This window comes from Microbispora sp. CL1-1 (assembly GCF_012034195.1).
Lineage (GTDB): Bacteria > Actinomycetota > Actinomycetes > Streptosporangiales > Streptosporangiaceae > Microbispora.
In genome coordinates this window covers 67189-82231 of record NZ_JAATEK010000019.1, presented here as the reverse complement: position 1 = coordinate 82231, position 15043 = coordinate 67189, and the positions used below count along the sequence as shown (strand labels likewise).

The 15043-nt window shown below is 70.8% G+C and carries 15 protein-coding genes, 1 tRNA gene and 1 pseudogene; 8 read left to right on the top strand and 9 right to left on the bottom strand.

Features of this window, described 5'->3' with window-relative positions; all coding sequences use genetic code 11:
• Positions 1–76 precede the first annotated feature (76 nt).
• Positions 77–415: an Imm51 family immunity protein gene (locus HCK04_RS22265; RefSeq protein WP_142649304.1), complete on the bottom strand. Its 339-nt coding sequence runs from the start codon at positions 413–415 to the stop codon at positions 77–79.
• Positions 416–583: 168 nt separating this feature from the next.
• Between HCK04_RS22265 and HCK04_RS42630 the strand changes: the two are divergent.
• From HCK04_RS42630 to HCK04_RS22255, 3 genes and pseudogenes are all read left to right on the top strand, one after another.
• Positions 584–892: pseudogene (locus tag HCK04_RS42630) on the top strand (ADP-ribosylation/crystallin J1); the annotation flags it as partial.
• Between the two features lie 81 nt (positions 893–973).
• Positions 974–2353 (top strand): HEAT repeat domain-containing protein, encoded by a 1380-nt coding sequence (locus HCK04_RS44290; protein ID WP_312845759.1) that lies wholly within the window; start codon positions 974–976, stop codon positions 2351–2353.
• 61 nt (positions 2354–2414) lie between these two features.
• Complete coding sequence (locus tag HCK04_RS22255; RefSeq protein ID WP_142649302.1) at positions 2415–3287, top strand: hypothetical protein; 873 nt, start codon at positions 2415–2417, stop codon at positions 3285–3287.
• A gap of 119 nt (positions 3288–3406) precedes the next feature.
• On the opposite strand, the gene HCK04_RS22250 is transcribed toward HCK04_RS22255, so the two are convergent.
• The 3 genes from HCK04_RS22250 to HCK04_RS22240 form a co-directional block, all read right to left on the bottom strand.
• Positions 3407–4588, bottom strand: coding sequence for a hypothetical protein (locus HCK04_RS22250; RefSeq protein ID WP_142649301.1), 1182 nt, complete (start codon positions 4586–4588; stop codon positions 3407–3409).
• Between the two features lie 2 nt (positions 4589–4590).
• Complete coding sequence (locus tag HCK04_RS22245; protein WP_142649300.1) at positions 4591–4902, bottom strand: hypothetical protein; 312 nt, start codon at positions 4900–4902, stop codon at positions 4591–4593.
• A gap of 348 nt (positions 4903–5250) precedes the next feature.
• A tRNA-Arg gene (locus HCK04_RS22240) sits at positions 5251–5325 on the bottom strand.
• Between the two features lie 128 nt (positions 5326–5453).
• Between HCK04_RS22240 and HCK04_RS22235 the strand changes: the two genes are divergently transcribed.
• On the top strand, positions 5454–5843 hold the full coding sequence (locus tag HCK04_RS22235) for a response regulator (RefSeq protein WP_244313084.1): 390 nt from the start codon (positions 5454–5456) through the stop codon (positions 5841–5843).
• 29 nt (positions 5844–5872) lie between these two features.
• On the opposite strand, the gene HCK04_RS22230 is transcribed toward HCK04_RS22235, so the two are convergent.
• Positions 5873–6580: an alpha/beta hydrolase gene (locus HCK04_RS22230; RefSeq protein WP_142649299.1), complete on the bottom strand. Its 708-nt coding sequence runs from the start codon at positions 6578–6580 to the stop codon at positions 5873–5875.
• A gap of 83 nt (positions 6581–6663) precedes the next feature.
• Between HCK04_RS22230 and HCK04_RS22225 the strand changes: the two genes are divergently transcribed.
• Together HCK04_RS22225 and HCK04_RS22220 are read left to right on the top strand one after the other, a co-directional pair.
• Positions 6664–7257, top strand: coding sequence for a TetR/AcrR family transcriptional regulator (locus HCK04_RS22225; protein WP_142649298.1), 594 nt, complete (start codon positions 6664–6666; stop codon positions 7255–7257).
• 250 nt (positions 7258–7507) lie between these two features.
• On the top strand, positions 7508–8095 hold the full coding sequence (locus HCK04_RS22220) for a DUF5666 domain-containing protein (RefSeq protein ID WP_142649297.1): 588 nt from the start codon (positions 7508–7510) through the stop codon (positions 8093–8095).
• 64 nt (positions 8096–8159) lie between these two features.
• On the opposite strand, the gene HCK04_RS22215 is transcribed toward HCK04_RS22220, so the two are convergent.
• From HCK04_RS22215 to HCK04_RS22200, 4 genes are all read right to left on the bottom strand, one after another.
• On the bottom strand, positions 8160–9554 hold the full coding sequence (locus tag HCK04_RS22215; RefSeq protein WP_142649296.1) for a glycoside hydrolase family 16 protein: 1395 nt from the start codon (positions 9552–9554) through the stop codon (positions 8160–8162).
• A 307-nt stretch (positions 9555–9861) separates the two neighbouring features.
• On the bottom strand, positions 9862–11241 hold the full coding sequence (locus HCK04_RS22210; RefSeq protein WP_142649295.1) for a DHA2 family efflux MFS transporter permease subunit: 1380 nt from the start codon (positions 11239–11241) through the stop codon (positions 9862–9864).
• Entirely contained in the window at positions 11238–11774 is a 537-nt protein-coding gene (locus HCK04_RS22205) for a PadR family transcriptional regulator (protein WP_142649294.1), read from the bottom strand. The genes HCK04_RS22210 and HCK04_RS22205 overlap by 4 nt, the downstream gene beginning before the upstream one ends.
• Before the next feature lie 39 nt (positions 11775–11813).
• Positions 11814–12332: an anthrone oxygenase family protein gene (locus HCK04_RS22200; RefSeq protein WP_142649293.1), complete on the bottom strand. Its 519-nt coding sequence runs from the start codon at positions 12330–12332 to the stop codon at positions 11814–11816.
• Between the two features lie 152 nt (positions 12333–12484).
• Here HCK04_RS22200 and HCK04_RS22195 point away from each other — a divergent pair, with 152 nt between their 5' ends.
• Together HCK04_RS22195 and HCK04_RS22190 are read left to right on the top strand one after the other, a co-directional pair.
• Entirely contained in the window at positions 12485–13432 is a 948-nt protein-coding gene (locus HCK04_RS22195; RefSeq protein ID WP_142649292.1) for an AraC family transcriptional regulator, read from the top strand.
• Between the two features lie 278 nt (positions 13433–13710).
• Complete coding sequence (locus HCK04_RS22190; RefSeq protein ID WP_142649291.1) at positions 13711–15012, top strand: extracellular solute-binding protein; 1302 nt, start codon at positions 13711–13713, stop codon at positions 15010–15012.
• The last annotated feature ends 31 nt before the right edge of the window (positions 15013–15043 follow it).

Sequence of the window (15043 nt, the reverse complement as noted above, 5' to 3'; positions counted from 1 at the left end):
CCCTGCCGCTGACCGCTCGGCCCAGCGCATGGGCGTAGGTCGTACGCCGAATCGAGCAGCCGGCAGACGGGGCGGGTCAGTCGTCGAACTCGAACCCGTCCGCCTCGGCGGCTGTGACGAGCCGCCGCATGCGGTCGGCGTCCGCCGCGACGGCCGCCATACGAGTGCCCAATTCCTCCAGCGCGCTCCGGTCCGTTCCGTCCGCGCAGAACATGCCGCCTTCGGGGTCGTAGGAGAACCGGCCTTCCAAAGCGGGGGCCTCGGTGCTGACGAGCAGCTGCGCGACACCTTCCCAGAAATATCCGTTCGGCGTGTGACCGAGCTCCTCGATGACGTCGTCAACCTGAGTGGTTCCCGCGTCCAGCAACAGCGAGTATTTTCCCGGGACCGATTCGATCAGCCGTAATGGGTGCATCGGCGCATGCTGCCATTGTCGATCTCACGTCGCAAGGTATGCGGCAGCGATGCCCGCTCGTTATTCAGTGGCCAGAGCCCGGCGGGATCGTGAGACTCGGTTCTCGTGAACGGCAAGCAGAGCGGACCGCGTACGGGCCGGCGGGCCACGCTGAGGTTGTGGCGCCCGGTGGGACCCGCGGAGCTGGCGCTGGTGCATGCCTCGGGGTGGCGGGCCTGGCCGCCTCGGCTGCCCGATCAGCCGATTTTCTATCCCGTGCTGAACGAGGCGTACGCGATCAAGATCGCTCGTGACTGGAACGTCCCGGCGTCGGGGGCCGGTTTCGTCACACGTTTCGAGGTCGACGCGGACTTCGCACGCCGCTATCCGGTGCGGCAGGCGGGCGGCCGGACCATCCTGGAGCTGTGGGTTCCGGCGGAGGAGCTGGAGGAGTTCAACGCTCATCTGGCGGGGACCATCCACGTGGTCCGGGAGTTCCACGCTCCCGGGTATGGCCGGCTGGCGACGCGGGTCGCCGCAGCCGCCGCCGGGCGGGAGCCGGCGGACGAGGTTCTGGCGATGTTGTCGGTCGCCGGGGCGAAGACCTGGATCGGGCTCGACCGGGCACTGCGTACGACGGCGGTGACGTACGGCGGGCATGCGACGAAGGCCCGGCTGCCGGAGGACGAGCGGCTGTCGTCCCTGGTGGCCGGCTGTTCGTGGGACGGCCACCAAAGGGAGTCGGCGGTCGCGGGCCTGGCCACGGCTGCGGACGGGTTGCTGCTGCCCGTCCTGGTGCTGCGGACCGCCGATTGGGTGCCGCAGGTGCGTGAGCGCGCACGCATGTCGCTGACCGCCGCTTTGAAGTCGGCGGAGACATCGGCGTTGCTGGCGGCGGCGAGTGTCGCCACTGCGATCGGATCGTGGGCGCGTGGTGGGCATGCCGTGGAGGCCGTCGCGGAGGCGCTGCGGGCGGCCTCGGACGGCGTGCCGGCGTCGGCCCGTACGCACCAGGACATCGGGGTGCGGCGTCTGGCGTACCGGTTGTGGCTGGAATCCGGCCGTTCCCGGCACGAGGAGGTCATGCGTGCCGCTCTGAACGAACGGGATGTGGTCTGCCGGCTCCTGTGCGCGGAACGGCTCGTGGCCGACGCCGTCCGAGATCGGCGCCTCGACGTGCTGGAAAGGTTGCTGAGGGAGGGAAGCGCGAAGGTCGGGATCGAGGCGCTCACCGCCCTGGTGAAGCTCGGCCGCCCTGAAGCCGGTGAGGCCCATCTGACGCATCGATCGGCGATGACGCGCGCCACCGCGCAGTGGGCGGTCCGCCGCGCGGGCCGCGATCCCGCCGCGATCTACCGGAACGCCCTGGCTGACGACCCACCGGCCGGCCGGGCTCGTGCGCTGGTCGCCGGCCTCGGCGAATGCGGCACGCGTCAGGATGTGGACATACTCCTGCCTTTCCTGGAGCACCCGAGTCCCCGGATGCGGGCGGCGGCCGTACGCGCCGTCCGCCGCCTGGGCGGATCCCCCGCCAGCATCGCCGGAATGCTCGCCGATCCTGCGCCAGTGGTCGTCCGCGCGGTCAAGCAGGCGTTGCGCGGCGAGCCCGCCGCCGTGCCGGCCGTACGGCTGTGGGAACTGCTGGCCGCCGAATCACCGCCGCATGTTCGGCTGGGGGCCTATGAGCAGCTCCGGGCAAAGGACACCTGGACCCGTGTTCACGTCGACCTCCACCTACTGGTCACCCGCGACGTGGAGCTCGGCCACCGGGCACACGCCGACCTGAACGACTGGGCACGCCGCGGCGCCGCGACCGCCTACAACGCGCCGACCAAGGAGATGACACTCCTCCTCGGCCGGTTGGTCGACGCAGCCGAGCCGCTGATCGGCGCCCAGCAGGTGCATCAGCTCCGCTGGATCCTCGAACGCTTTGAGGCACCTCGCGGTGGCGTGTCATGATCGGATGCGATGAGCAATGGATTCCCCTGTGGATGAGGCGCGCCGACATCACCTGAATCAGGTGAACCACGTGCTTCGCCGCCCCGGCATGTTCGGCAGGGATGAGATACCCGAACTCCTTCTGCTGGAGGCGATGGCCGCCGTGGACGGGAGCCTGGAGCGGTGGCAGGCGGAGTGCGATCGGCTAGACGAAAGCCACGCATCCACCGCGACGGGCGTCATGGGCGCTTACAGCGACATCCTGCCCGCCGACGCCCTGCGGGAGGCCACGGCCTCCGTCTACGCCGAGATCGCTCATCGTCTCGGCTGGCTGGAGCTGGATCGGGCGCTGTCGGCGGCGGAGTTCCAGCGGTTGCGCGGCGACATCGGCGGGTGGGTGACGCAGGACCGCACGCTGTCGGAGGTCATCGAGACGTTCGGGCCCCCGTCGCTGTGGATCGGCGGTACAAACCCGTACTTCCCCAAGACCCTCGCCTACACGACCGCCGATCACGACGACGACCTGATCTGCCTGCACCTGTGGAACGCCTTCGCAGCCCGTTTGCGGGGTGTGCACCCCGAACCGGTGCTGCTCGCCGTACGTCATCGGCCGGGCCCCTTCCCCGACGCCTTCTCGTTCACGCCCGAGGGCCTGCGCCGCAGGCCCACCGCCGACCAGCGCAGTCCGCTCAGGCCAGTCGTCTGGATCTTCCACGGTTACGACGCCCGATACGCCTCCGGCGTGTTCGAGACGCTGGACACCGGACTCGCCTGGGCAGGCCAGCACGAGGTGTCCGGGATCCTGACCGAGTACCCGTTCGGCGGCGCATACGACGTCGCGGTCAGCGAAGGCCGCTTCACGCCCTCGAAAGAGCACCACGGCACCGCCGATCACGTCGCCGCCTTCAGCCCGGGGCTCCGTCGCATCCACCTGACCGACGGCCGTCCAGACTAGACGTCCGCTCCGCGAGCCGACCATCGATTCCACCCGCGACTACCAACCCCCTTACACGAAGAAACCCCCGAACCCGTAGGTCCGAGGGTGCTCTCCGTCTCCGGTGCGGGCTGAACCTCTCAGGACCTGACCCGGTCGACGAGCCCCGCTCGATCGAGACGCTCCATGAGGCTGGGCTTACGCGAGTGTTCCCGGCGCAGCGACGTGAGCCGCCGCGTGAACTCCTCCAGCCGAGCGACACGCTCAGCCAGAGTCCGCAGATCCACCAGAAGGTCGACGGCCGCGTCGTATTCGCCCGGCTTCCGAGTGAAGATCAACTTGTCGACGCGTTCCCAGGCCGTGTCCTCGTCACGGGCCAGCGCCGCCAGCCGCTCCTCCCGGGCCGCGGCCCGCTCCCGCTCACGGCGGGCCTCCTCCTCGGCCCGCCGTGCCTTGGCCTGCCGCTCTCGCTCCGCGCGCCGTTCGGCCGCGCCATCCAGCAGTTCGGCCACGGTGCGGCCACCGTCTCCGCTCTCCGCCCCGGCCTTCGGTGCGCCGCGAAACCGGCGCAGCAGCTCCATCCGTACCTGTGCGGTCTCGTCCCGCACGACCCGCGCCAGCAAGCGGTCCTTCTCCTTGACCGGCAGGCTCTCGATCCAGGTGGCCAGCTCTCGCGGATCATCACGATCGGTCGCGAGAGGTGGGCTCGCCTCGGCCGCGACCGCGAGCAGGTCGGCATCGAGACGCAGGAAGTCGGCCAGCGCCCGCTGCGGTGCGCTGAGCGAGCCCAGACCTGCCGGCACCGGCGGTTCGAGCTCGTCTTCGAACCCGTAGTCGAAGGCGTCCTCATCGCGTTCCCACGCACCGAACGCCGACAGCCAGGCCAGGTAGAGGGGGCGCAGGTCACCGGCGGCGAGCTCGGCCCGGACCCCGATGATCGCCGGCAGCGAGTCCTCGGCCCCGTCGATCCAGTCACCTCCCTCGTCCTCACTGGTGAAGTCGAGGATGAGGTGCTTGCCGAAGACCCACGCCTCTACACCGCCATCGACGCAGTACCGTTCGACCGCGTCCAACCCCAGGACGGCCCGCGGCAACCGGAGCATCATCCGATGCGTGCCCCAGTTGGCCACGTACAGGTGGGCGTCGTAGTAGCGCTCCATCATCCGACGCGGATCACCGCGGAAGGCGCCCCAGTGGTACTCATTGGTGAAGCCGGTGGCGGTGATGCGGGCCCGCGTGGACAGGGCACGGACCTCGGCCTGCTGCCGGGCGTCCAGCGGGCGGTCGACCGCGAGGAACTCGTAGTACTGGTATTCACTCATCGTCAGCGGCACCTGTGCCGGTAGGCCTCTATCCACTCAGAACCCTGGGGCGGCGGATCCGGCAGCGGAAGATCGAGGATGCCGATCGTCTGCTGGTGCCGCCCCCGTACGCAGATCGCGACGATCCCGCTCCCCTCGCGCAACCTGACCTTCTTGACGGTGACCTCCACACCCAGGACGGTCGTCCGGAACGGCGTCACGAGATTGTCCTCGATCATGACGTGGAGCGCGGAGAGCTGCTCATCGTCGTCATAGGCATCCACGGTGGCCTGCTCGACCAGCGCATCCAACTGCGCCCCACTCAACTCCGCCACAGCGCCAAGCGTAACCTCCGGCGGCCATCGCGATGATCGCGTCCGCAGACCTTCAGGCCAGGTACGGCGGGGACGGCCTGGCTCAACGCCGGAGTGGATGCGTCCGAGGCGGGCCGCTCACGTGGGGAACAGCGTGTAGGTGCTCCTGAAGCGCTACGCCAAGTGCCTCGACGGCCGCCAGGAGCAGAACATCCGCATCGAGGCCGCGTTGACCCCGTGAGAGCCGGTCCACAACTGGTCCACAACCAGCGAGCGCCAATGAGAACGGGCGGGACTCCGTGAGACTGGAGGCCCGCCCGTTCCTGTGTTCTTCGCCCTGGTCAGCGGCTTGATCCGCTGGTCAAGGTCTGGTGCCCCCTGCAGGATTCGAACCTGCGCACCCGGCTCCGGAGGCCGGTGCTCTATCCCCTGAGCTAAGGGGGCTCAACCGCTGATAAGGCTACCAGGACTTGAAGGCCCCTCGTGACATCATTACGGCCCGCAGGGAGCGCGGGGATGTAGATCAGCGAAAACCGCGCGCCCGCCCCGTCTCATTGGCTAGCTTTGCCGCCGTGGGCGAGCTTCTGGGACGCGTGCTGGTCGTGGATGACGACGAGGTCATCCGGCAGCTCATAGCGGTCAACCTGACCCTGGAGGGGTTCGAGGTCGAGACCGCGTACGACGGGCAGGACTGCTTGGACCGCGTCCATGACGTGGATCCCGATGTGATCACGCTCGACGTGATGATGCCGCGCCTTGATGGCTGGGAGACGGCCACGCGGCTGCGGGAGGACCCGAGCACCCGGCACATCAAGGTCATGCTCATCACCGCTCGTGCCCAGGAGGACGACCGCAGGCGGGGTTACGACATCGGCGTCGACGCCTATCTCACCAAGCCGTTCGACCCGGCCGAGCTGATCCAGATCGTACGGGACCTGGCCAAGAGCCCCGGCGCGCTCTGAGCGGGGCCGGGCGTACGGCACGGGCGTGATCAGGCCGCGCGGACGGACACGTCCTCGGCCGCCTTGTCGATGAAGCGGGCCAGCCGGGCGGGGTTGGCGAGCACGGTCAGATGGCCCCGGCCCTGGATGTGGAAGAGGCTGCCGTCGGCGCAGGCCCGCAGGAACGCCAGTTCGTCGACCCGGAAGTGATCGCGGGCGCCGTTCACCAGCCAGACCCGGCCGGGGTAGGCGGCCAGCGAGGCGAGGGGGTCCTCCGCCGTGACCGCCGCGACGACGGACGCCACGACCTCGCTGCTCAGCCCGCCCTCGATCATGGCTTCGCCGGCGGCCCCGGGCAGCATCCGGCGCAGCGCGAAGCGGCTCACCCGGTCGGCGAGCCTGGGATTGCGGGCGGCCAGGCGCCCGGCGAACCGGTAGACGTCCGCCATGGGCCCGTCCGGCCGGGCCGTGCAGCCCATCGCGACCAGGCCGGCGACCAGGCCGGGATGCCGGGCCGCGGTGGCGATGCCCACGTAGCCGCCGAGGGACAGCCCTACGACGAGGGCCCGCCCGCCCATGTCGGCGATCGTCTCCGCGACGACGTCGCAGGCCGCCTCCGTGTCGTACGGCAGGCCGCGGCGGCGGCCGTGGCCGGGCAGGTCGGGCGCGGCGGACGGAGCCCGCAGCAGCGCCCTGACCGGGGACCACATCGTGCCGCTCAACCGGATGCCGTGAATGAAGACCACCGGCAGGCTCATGACGCACCTCCTCCAATCACAACGCAACGTTGCGTTGCATATGTCATTAAAACACAACGGTGCGTTGCAGTAAGCTCCCCCGCATGGCCCCACGTAAGAAGGACGACATCCTCAACGCCGCACTGAGCCTGCTGGCGGAGAAGGGCTACGAGGGCCTGACGATCGAGGGCGTGGCCGAACGGTCGGGGGTCAACAAGACGACCATCTACCGGTGGTGGCCGTCGAAGGCCGCGCTGCTCGGCGCGGCGCTGGTCGAGGCGCGGACGCTCGACTTCGACGTGCCCGACACCGGGAGCCTGCGGGGCGACCTGCAGGCGCTGCTGGACGGCCTGGCCTGGCTGCTGACCACTCCCCCGGCGGCGGACATCGCCGTCGCGGCGCTCGGCGCGGCCGTCAACAGCCCCGAGCTGGCGGAGGCGGCCAAGGGCTTCTTCGCCGACCGGTTCGCCAGGGAGCAGCCGATCTTCGAACGGGCACGGGAACGCGGCGAGCTCGGCGACTCCGCCGACCCGATGATGATCATGGATTTGCTCGCCGGCGCGGTCTGGCTGCGGGTGGTATTCCGGCAATTGCCTCTGGACGATGGCTTTACCGAGCGGGTGGTGAACGCCGTACTCGATGGGGTAGGGCGGCCAGGGGATCCGAAGGCGGGCCGACCGGCGCGGGCCGGCGGCTGACCGGACGGATCGACCTGACGGCCCGGCCGGGAATGCCACTGGCGGGCCCTCCGCGACGGGTTCGCGGTGCCGCGCGCTCCATGCGCGTCCGCGTACGCCCGGCGCGTCCTTCCCGCGGACGTTCCGCGCCACGGTCGCGTCCGCTCACGTCATGCGCGCACATTCCAGCCGCGCCGCCCACGCCAGGCCGCACCGTGCCATGTGCACCGGGTCGTGTCGTGCTCCGGCGCGGGGTGGAGGGAGCACACCGATGACCATCTCCAGCAAGCCGCCGAAACCTCATCGCAGACGGCCCCGGCTTCTGCTCGGAATCGCCGCGGCGCTCACCGTCGCCACCGGAGCCGGCCTCGCCGCCGCGAGCGCACCGGGGCAGGACCAGACGCCGTACGCCCAGGGGGGACAGCTCCGGTCGGGTCCCGAGCAGTTCGGCATGACCGAGCTCGCGCTGCTCCATCTCGGACCGGCCGGCCAGCGCAGCCGGGCCGGCGACTACCAGACCTTCACCAGCCAGACCGGCGCGGTGGAGTCGGTGCGGAGCGGCGCCGTGACGGTGGACGGCCGCACCTACACGGTCGACGAGTCGACCAGGGTCGTCGCGGACTCAAAGGGCCTGCAGGGGATCCAGCAGGGCGACCAGGTGTGGGTCATCGGCACGACCGGCGACAGCCCGCGGGCGATCATCGTCGCGGACGCCAGCCGCCCGGCCCTGCCGGGGCACGGCGGAGGCACCGCGCCCCCGGAGCAGACCCCGCAGACGCCGACGGCGCCCGCCACGCCGGGCGAGACCGGCACGCCTGAGGAGTCGCCGTCGCCGGAGACGGTCGAGCCCACCGAGTGACGTACGCCCGGCCGTGGGCGGGGACCGGTAGCGGCCCCCGCCCTGGGCGTGACGGCGGGACGGGTCAGGACGTGGCGAACGTGAACCAGTTGAGGTTGACGAAGTCGGCCGGCTGGCCGCTGCTGAAGGTGATGTAGACGGTGTGGGTGCCGGTCGTCGGCGCGATGTTGGCCGGCACGGTCGTCCAGCTCTGCCAGCCGCCGGTGTTGGCGACGGCGAAGTCGCCGATCGGGGTCGCCGTCGGGCTGTCGAGCCTGACCTGTACGAGGCCGCTCACGCCGGCCGCCGCACCGGAGGCGACCCTGGCCTTGAACTGCCGCGCCGCCGTCGAGCCGAAGTTCACTCCGTCGAAGCGCAGCCAGTCGCCGTTGGAGATGTAGGCGACGTTCTGCCCGCCGCCGGTGTCCTGGGTCGCCTCAAGCTGCGTGCCGCTCTGCGCCTGGTAGTTCTCCGCCTGGATGATGGAGCGCGCGTCCACGCCACCGCCGGTCGGCGGGGGCGAGCTCGGCGGCGGGCTGCTCGTCGCGCCGCTCTGCCACACGGCCACGTAGTCGACCACCATCGGCCGTCCGGACACGGTGGCGGACGTGGGCGTGGAGAACCCGGCGACGCCGTTGGGGAAGCCGCCGCCCATGGCGACGTTGAGCAGGAGGAAGTAGCCGGAGTGGGAGGTCATGTTCGACCACGTCGTGGCGTCGAGCTGGCTCTGGCTGATGCTGTGGAACTGCTGGCCGTCCACGTACCACCGGAGCTGGTTGGGGGTGACGCTGCGGTCCCACTCGAAGCGGTAGGTGTGGAAGGCCGACTGGCAGGTCGAACCCGGGCAGGCCCGGCTGGCGCCGATGCCGTTGGTCTCGCCGCACGCCCCGCCCGGGTTCACGCCGCAGTGCAGCACGCCCCAGACCGAGTTGATGCCGTTGACGTTCTCCATGATGTCGAACTCGCCGATGGCCGGCCAGTTCTGGTAGTTGCCGCGGTACGGCGAGCCCAGCGCCCAGAAGGCCGGCCAGTAGCCGAGTGCGGCGTTGCCCGTCACGTTCGGCATCTGGATGCGGCCCTCGATCCGCAGGATCCGCCCGGCCTCGGGCTTGAAGTCCGTACGGCGGGTCTCGATCCGGGCGGAGGTCCAGTTCTGGCCGCTGCCGATCGGCGTGATGCGCAGGTTGCCGGAGCCGTCAAGGCTGACGTTGGCCGGGTCGGCCGTGTAGTTCTGGATCTCGCCGGTGCCCCAGTTGCCCGGGCCTCCGGGGTACGAGTGACCGGTGTCGATGATCCAGTTGGTGGACGACGGAAGCGTTCCGGCCGCGCCGTTGAAGTCATCCGACCAGACGAGCGACCAGCCGGACGGCGTCGCGGGCACCGACGCGTCGGCGGGCCGTACGGCGAGGGCCAGGACCGCGGCGGCCACGGCGAGCAGCGCCAGCGCCGAGCGCCGCCATGGGGAGTGGAGCACACGCATGAGTACCTCTCTCCTCGGTCCGGTCGTCGCGGCGGGGGGATTGGGGGGTTGCGGGTGGCCTCACGCAGCGGAGACGGCGAACGTCCGCGGGGCCGGACGGCGGTGTCCGGAGAGGGTCGTGAGGGCCCGCGCACCGCGATCGCGGACCGCTTGAGCGACACTGTCCCCTCTGAATCTCACGCCCGTCAAGAGGATCTGTGAAATCCAAGAGAGCGTTCTCAGCACACGACACCCGGTGTAGGCGGCGATGAGAGAGCGCTCTCCAATTCACTTCCTGCGAGGACCCGGAGGCACCCCGCCATCGATGTCAAGAGACCTGCGGCAGGCGGAGCCTGGTCGCGCCCAGCGTGCCCAGCAGCGCGGTCGCGGCCAGGACCAGGGCGGTCTCGTGGAAGCCCGTGAGCGGCGAGCCCGTCGCCGCGCCGCGGGTGGTGAAGAACGTGACGAGCAGGGCGATCCCGAACGATCCCGCGAGCCGCTGCGCCACGCTGAACAGCGTGTTGGCGTCGGGGACGCGTTCCGGCGCCAGGCCGCCCAGCAGCGAGATCACCAGCGGCTGGCTCGTGAACCCGATGGCCAGGCCGCGTCCGCACAGGACGAGCGTGGTGAGCCACACGGGCGTGTCCGGCGTGAACAGCGCCATCAGCCCGGTCATCACCGTCAGGAGCACCATCCCGAGCACCACCGCGAACCGCACCGACCGCCGCTCGGCCACCCTCTGGCCGAGCGGGGCGGACAGTCCCATGGCCAGGCCCTGCGGCAGGAGCGCGAGCCCGGTGACGAGGCTGGAGTGGTGCTGGATCGTCTGGAGATAGAGCGGCGCGAGGAACAGCACGGCGAACAGCACGACACTCGACACCGCGCACAGCGCGAGGGTCGCCGCCCGCGCCCCGTCCCGCACCAGGTCGAGCGCCAGGGCGGCCCGCGGGCGGCGGCGGGCCCACAGCACGTAGGCGGCCAGGAGCGCCAGACCGGCCGGCCATGACGGGGTGGCCCAGCCGTGGGCCGCCACCCGTTCGACTCCATAGGTCGCCAGCCCGAGTCCGGTCGCCAGCAGGACCAGCCCCGGCAGGTCCGGCCGTACGGCGCGGTCGCCCCGCACGCCGAGACCCGCCCGATAGGCCGCGAACGCGCCGGGCAGGGCGAGCAGCCCGATCGGCAGGTTGATCAGGAAGATCGAGCGCCAGCCGTACGCGCCGATCAGCAGGCCGCCCAGGGAGACGCCGAGGGCGGGCGCCGCGAAGAACGCGAGACCCGCGGCGAGCGGCACCCTGCCGCGCGCGCCCGTCGCGGCTCCGCCCTCCCCGATGAGCAGGCCGATCGCCAGCGGGACGAGCGGCGCGCCGCCCAGGCCCTGCAGTGCCCTGCAGCAGATCAGCGTGCCGGCGTCGGGGCTCAGCGCGCACGCGGCGGACGCGAGCGTGAACAGGACCAGGCTGCCGATGTACGTCGGAACCAGCCCGAACCTTCTGGCCAGGTAGGACGTCAGGCCAAGGCCGACCGCCAGGGCGAGCAGGTAGCCGCTCACGGCCCACTGCACGACGTCCAGAGGCCGGCCGAGCTCGCGGGTCAGGTCGGGCACCGCGAGGTTGACCACCGACGAGTCGACCATCGACAGGATCGGGCCCGCGACGAGCCCGAGCGACATCAGGCGGGTGGGCCCGCCGGCCCCGGCGCCCGTCGTCATGCCGACTCCCCCGGCGACGGCGACCGCTGCGGGAGCGCCGCCTCCAGCTCGTCCAGCCAGGCCAGTTCGAGCCGGTGGCGCTCGATGTTGAAGCGGAGGACGCGCAGGCCCCACGGCTCGTGTCCGGCCGCCGCGGCCATCTCCTCCTGCGCCGCCAGCGAGTGCTCCACGCACTCCCGGCGCACCTCGATGATCCTGCGGCGGTCGAGCTCGGGCAGCAGGTCGAACAGGCCCACCCTGACCTGGAACTCCTCGTCCTTCGTCAGGAGCGTCGTGTCGGCCGTGCCCAGCAGCGCCCGCAGCCGCTCACGCCCCTTGTCGGTGATCCGATAGACGGTCCTCGGCGGACGGCCCGGGGCGGTCTCCTCCGCCACCTTCTCGATCTCACCGCGCTGCTCGAAGCGCCGCAGGGCGGGATAGAGCGTGTTGTTGTTGAGCAGGCCGCCGGTGACGCGTTCGATGTACTTCTTGATCTCGTAGCCGTGCTTCGGCGTGTTGAGCAGCCCTCGGAGGATCACGATGTCGGAGTACACCCGTCCAAATTAACCTAGGTTATGTTAACCGTCGAGAGGTCAGGCGCCGCGGCCCCAGCGGTAGGCGCCGTAGCCCATGAGCAGCAGGCTCACCCCGCCGGCCACGGCTCGCCAGGTGTTCCACGTGGTCCACCGGGCCGAGTAGTCCGCCCAGATCCGGGCGGCGGCCTCCGCCGGGTCGCCGTGGGCCGCGGCGGCGGCCAGGGCGTTGTTCATCGGCACGTTCACGGCGCCCGTGACCAGGAGCACGCCGACGACGTACACCGCGGCCGCCGCGAAGAACGGCCAGGCCGCGCCGGAGCGAGGGGTGGCCAGCAACAGGCCGCCCGCCCCCGCCGCGGCCACCGGGGCGGCCACCGGGGCGAGGAGGAACGCCGCCAGGAACACCGGGTTCTGGATCTTGATGTTGACGGCGTTCATCGCGTCGATCGCCGAGGAGGCCGGCGCGGCGTTCAGGCCCGGCATGACCCCGACCGAGAACCCGAAGAACGTGCCCGCCATCCCGGCGGTCATCAGCATGGACAGGCCCGCCGCGACGGCGGCCAGAAGGTATGTCATGACGCCTCCGCCACGGCCCGGGCGCGGACACCGGCGGTGGAGATGAGCGGATTGTGCGCTGTCGTCGTCATGGCGATCAGTCAACCGGCGGGCCGCTCCCGGCGACATCGCCGAGACGCTCGACCGCATATGCGGCCGTCTACGATCTGGCCATGGACGCGCTGGCCGATCTCCTCGACGGCCCCCGGGCGCGGGGAGCCTTCCTGCTGCGGGCGACCCTGAGCCCGCCCTGGTCACTGCGAATCCAGGACGAGGCGCCGCTGTGCCTGGTCGCGATGGTGCGCGACCAGGCGTGGATCATGCCCGACGACGACCGGTCCGTACGGGTGGGGCCCGGCGACGTGGCGGTCGTACGCGGCCCCGGTCACTACACGGTCGCCGACGACCCGGCGACCACGCCGCAGGTGGTGATCCACCCCGGGCAGGTGTGCACCACCCCGGACGGCCGCGCCCTGTCGGGGGAGATGGACCTGGGCACGCGCACCTGGGGCAACGACCCGGACGGGTCGGCCGTGCTGCTCGTCGGCGCCTACCAGATGCGCGGCGCGGTCACCCGGCGGCTGCTGGCCGCGCTGCCCACGCTGCTGGTGCTGCGCGGCGACTCGTGGGACGGCTCCCTCGTCACGCTGCTCGGCAAGGAGATCGGCAAGGACGAGCCGGGCCAGGAGGTGGTGCTCGACCGCCTGCTCGACCTGCTGCTGATCGCCGTGCTGCGCACGTGGTTCTCCCGGCCGGACGCCCAGGCGCCGGGGTGGTATCGGGCGCACGGCGACCCGGTGGTCGGGCCGGCGCTGCGGATGCTGCACGCCGACCCGGCGCATCCCTGGACGGTCGCCGAGCTGGCGGGCCGGGCGGGCGTCTCCCGCGCCGCGCTGGCGCAGCGGTTCGCGAAGCTGGTCGGCGAGCCGCCGATGGCCTATCTGACCGGGCTGCGGCTGGCGCAGGCGGCCGACCTGCTGCGCGAGACGGACGCGACGCTGGAGGCCGTGGCGCGGCGGGTCGGCTACGGTACGGCGTTCGCGCTCAGCGCGGCCTTCAAGCGGGAACACGGCGTGAGCCCGCAGCGCTATCGGGAGACCCTGACCCGCCCGGCCGGCTGAAGCCGCGCGGCCACACCCGCCGATTCGCACGGACATCCCTCCAGCAACGCCCCAAGCGAGAGAACGCTTTCTCATCCATCCCGGGGAGCACGTTCGGCACCGGACGGCCGTCTTCCTGCGCCGATAACCGTGGGAGCGCTTCCACCAGGTGTAACACCATCCTCAGATAACGGGAATCGTTACTGATCCAGCCCTTGACGCCCTCACGAGCGACTCCCAATCTTGTGCGAGAGCGCTCTCTTCATGATCAATTAAATGCGGGAACCCAAGGAGGGTTCATGGGCACTCCCCACGCGGGCCGCCGGATGGTCCGGTTCGTCGCCCCCATGCTCGCCGCCTCCCTGCTCACGCTCACGGCGTGCGGCGGGGGCGGGTCCGGCTCCACGACCAGCGGCGGCCAGTCCACGGAGAAGATCAAGCTCAGCGTCGGGCTCTTCGGCGACTTCGGCTTCAAGCCGCTCTACGAGGAGTTCAGGAAGACGCACCCGAACGTCGAGATCGAGGAGCGCCAGGCGGCGTACGCCGACCACCACACGAACCTCGCCGCGCACCTGGCCACCGGCGCGGGCGCCGCCGACGTCGAGGCGATCGAGGTGGGCTACATCAGCCAGTTCACCTCGCAGCCGGACAAGTTCCACGACCTGCGGCAATACGGCCTCGACAAGCGGCAGGGCGAGTATCTCGACTGGAAGTGGCAGCAGGGCCTCGCCCCCAACGGCGCGCTCGTCGGCCTCGGCACCGACGTCGGCGGCCTGGCCATGTGCTACCGCACCGACCTGTTCGAGAAGGCCGGGCTGCCGAGCGAGCGCGACGAGGTGTCGGCCCTGTGGCCCACCTGGGAGCAGTACATCGAGACCGGCAGGAAGTTCGCCGCCAAGACGCCCAAGGACGCGAAGTTCTTCGACGGCCCCGGCGAGATCTTCCGGGCCATCATCGCCCAGGCCCCGGTCGGCGTGTACGACGCGCAGGACAACGTGGTCGTCGCCACCAACCCCGACGTGAAGAAGGCGTGGGACCTGTCGGTCCAGATGATCGACGCCGGCCTGTCCGCCGAGATCGGCGCGTTCACGCCGGAGTGGAACACCGGCTTCGCCAAGGGCTCGTTCGCGACCGTGATCTGCCCCGCCTGGATGACGGCGTACATCCAGGACCAGGCCAAGAACGCGGCCGGCAAGTGGGACATCGCCACCGTGCCCGGCGGCGCGGGCAACTCGGGCGGCTCCCATCTCACGGTGCCGAAGCAGAGCAAGCACCCCAAGGAGGCCGCCGAGCTGATCGACTTCCTGACCTCGGCGCAGAACCAGGCCGCGGTGTTCAAGGCGATCGGCAACTTCCCGTCGATCCCGTCGCTGTACGACCAGCCGGACATCCAGAACTTCACGAAGGACTTCTTCAACGACGCCCCCGTCGGCAGGATCTACTCCGACGCCGCGAAGAACCTCAAGCCGCAGCACCTCGGCCCCCGCGAGGGCGACGTGCGTACGGCCATCGGCAACGGCATCGGCCGGGTCGAGCAGGGCAAGCAGTCGCCCGACGAGGCGTGGGCCCAGGTCCTCAAGGACGTGGAAGGCATCAAGTAGTCCGTCGCAGGCGGGGCCCCAGTCGACCGGA

What these genes read in the sequence shown, in the direction of transcription:
- HCK04_RS22215 (WP_142649296.1), bottom strand. Translation starts at nt 9,554, where the DNA reads ATGCGTGTGCTCCACTCCCCATGGCGGCGCTCGGCGCTGGCGCTGCTC.
- HCK04_RS22195 (WP_142649292.1), top strand. Translation starts at nt 12,485, where the DNA reads ATGGACGCGCTGGCCGATCTCCTCGACGGCCCCCGGGCGCGGGGAGCC.
- HCK04_RS22225 (WP_142649298.1), top strand. Translation starts at nt 6,664, where the DNA reads ATGGCCCCACGTAAGAAGGACGACATCCTCAACGCCGCACTGAGCCTG.
- HCK04_RS22220 (WP_142649297.1), top strand. Translation starts at nt 7,508, where the DNA reads ATGACCATCTCCAGCAAGCCGCCGAAACCTCATCGCAGACGGCCCCGG.
- HCK04_RS22210 (WP_142649295.1), bottom strand. Translation starts at nt 11,241, where the DNA reads ATGACGACGGGCGCCGGGGCCGGCGGGCCCACCCGCCTGATGTCGCTC.
- HCK04_RS22200 (WP_142649293.1), bottom strand. Translation starts at nt 12,332, where the DNA reads ATGACATACCTTCTGGCCGCCGTCGCGGCGGGCCTGTCCATGCTGATG.
- HCK04_RS22190 (WP_142649291.1), top strand. Translation starts at nt 13,711, where the DNA reads ATGGGCACTCCCCACGCGGGCCGCCGGATGGTCCGGTTCGTCGCCCCC.
- HCK04_RS22230 (WP_142649299.1), bottom strand. Translation starts at nt 6,580, where the DNA reads ATGAGCCTGCCGGTGGTCTTCATTCACGGCATCCGGTTGAGCGGCACG.
- HCK04_RS22250 (WP_142649301.1), bottom strand. Translation starts at nt 4,588, where the DNA reads ATGAGTGAATACCAGTACTACGAGTTCCTCGCGGTCGACCGCCCGCTG.
- HCK04_RS22265 (WP_142649304.1), bottom strand. Translation starts at nt 415, where the DNA reads ATGCACCCATTACGGCTGATCGAATCGGTCCCGGGAAAATACTCGCTG.
- HCK04_RS44290 (WP_312845759.1), top strand. Translation starts at nt 974, where the DNA reads ATGTTGTCGGTCGCCGGGGCGAAGACCTGGATCGGGCTCGACCGGGCA.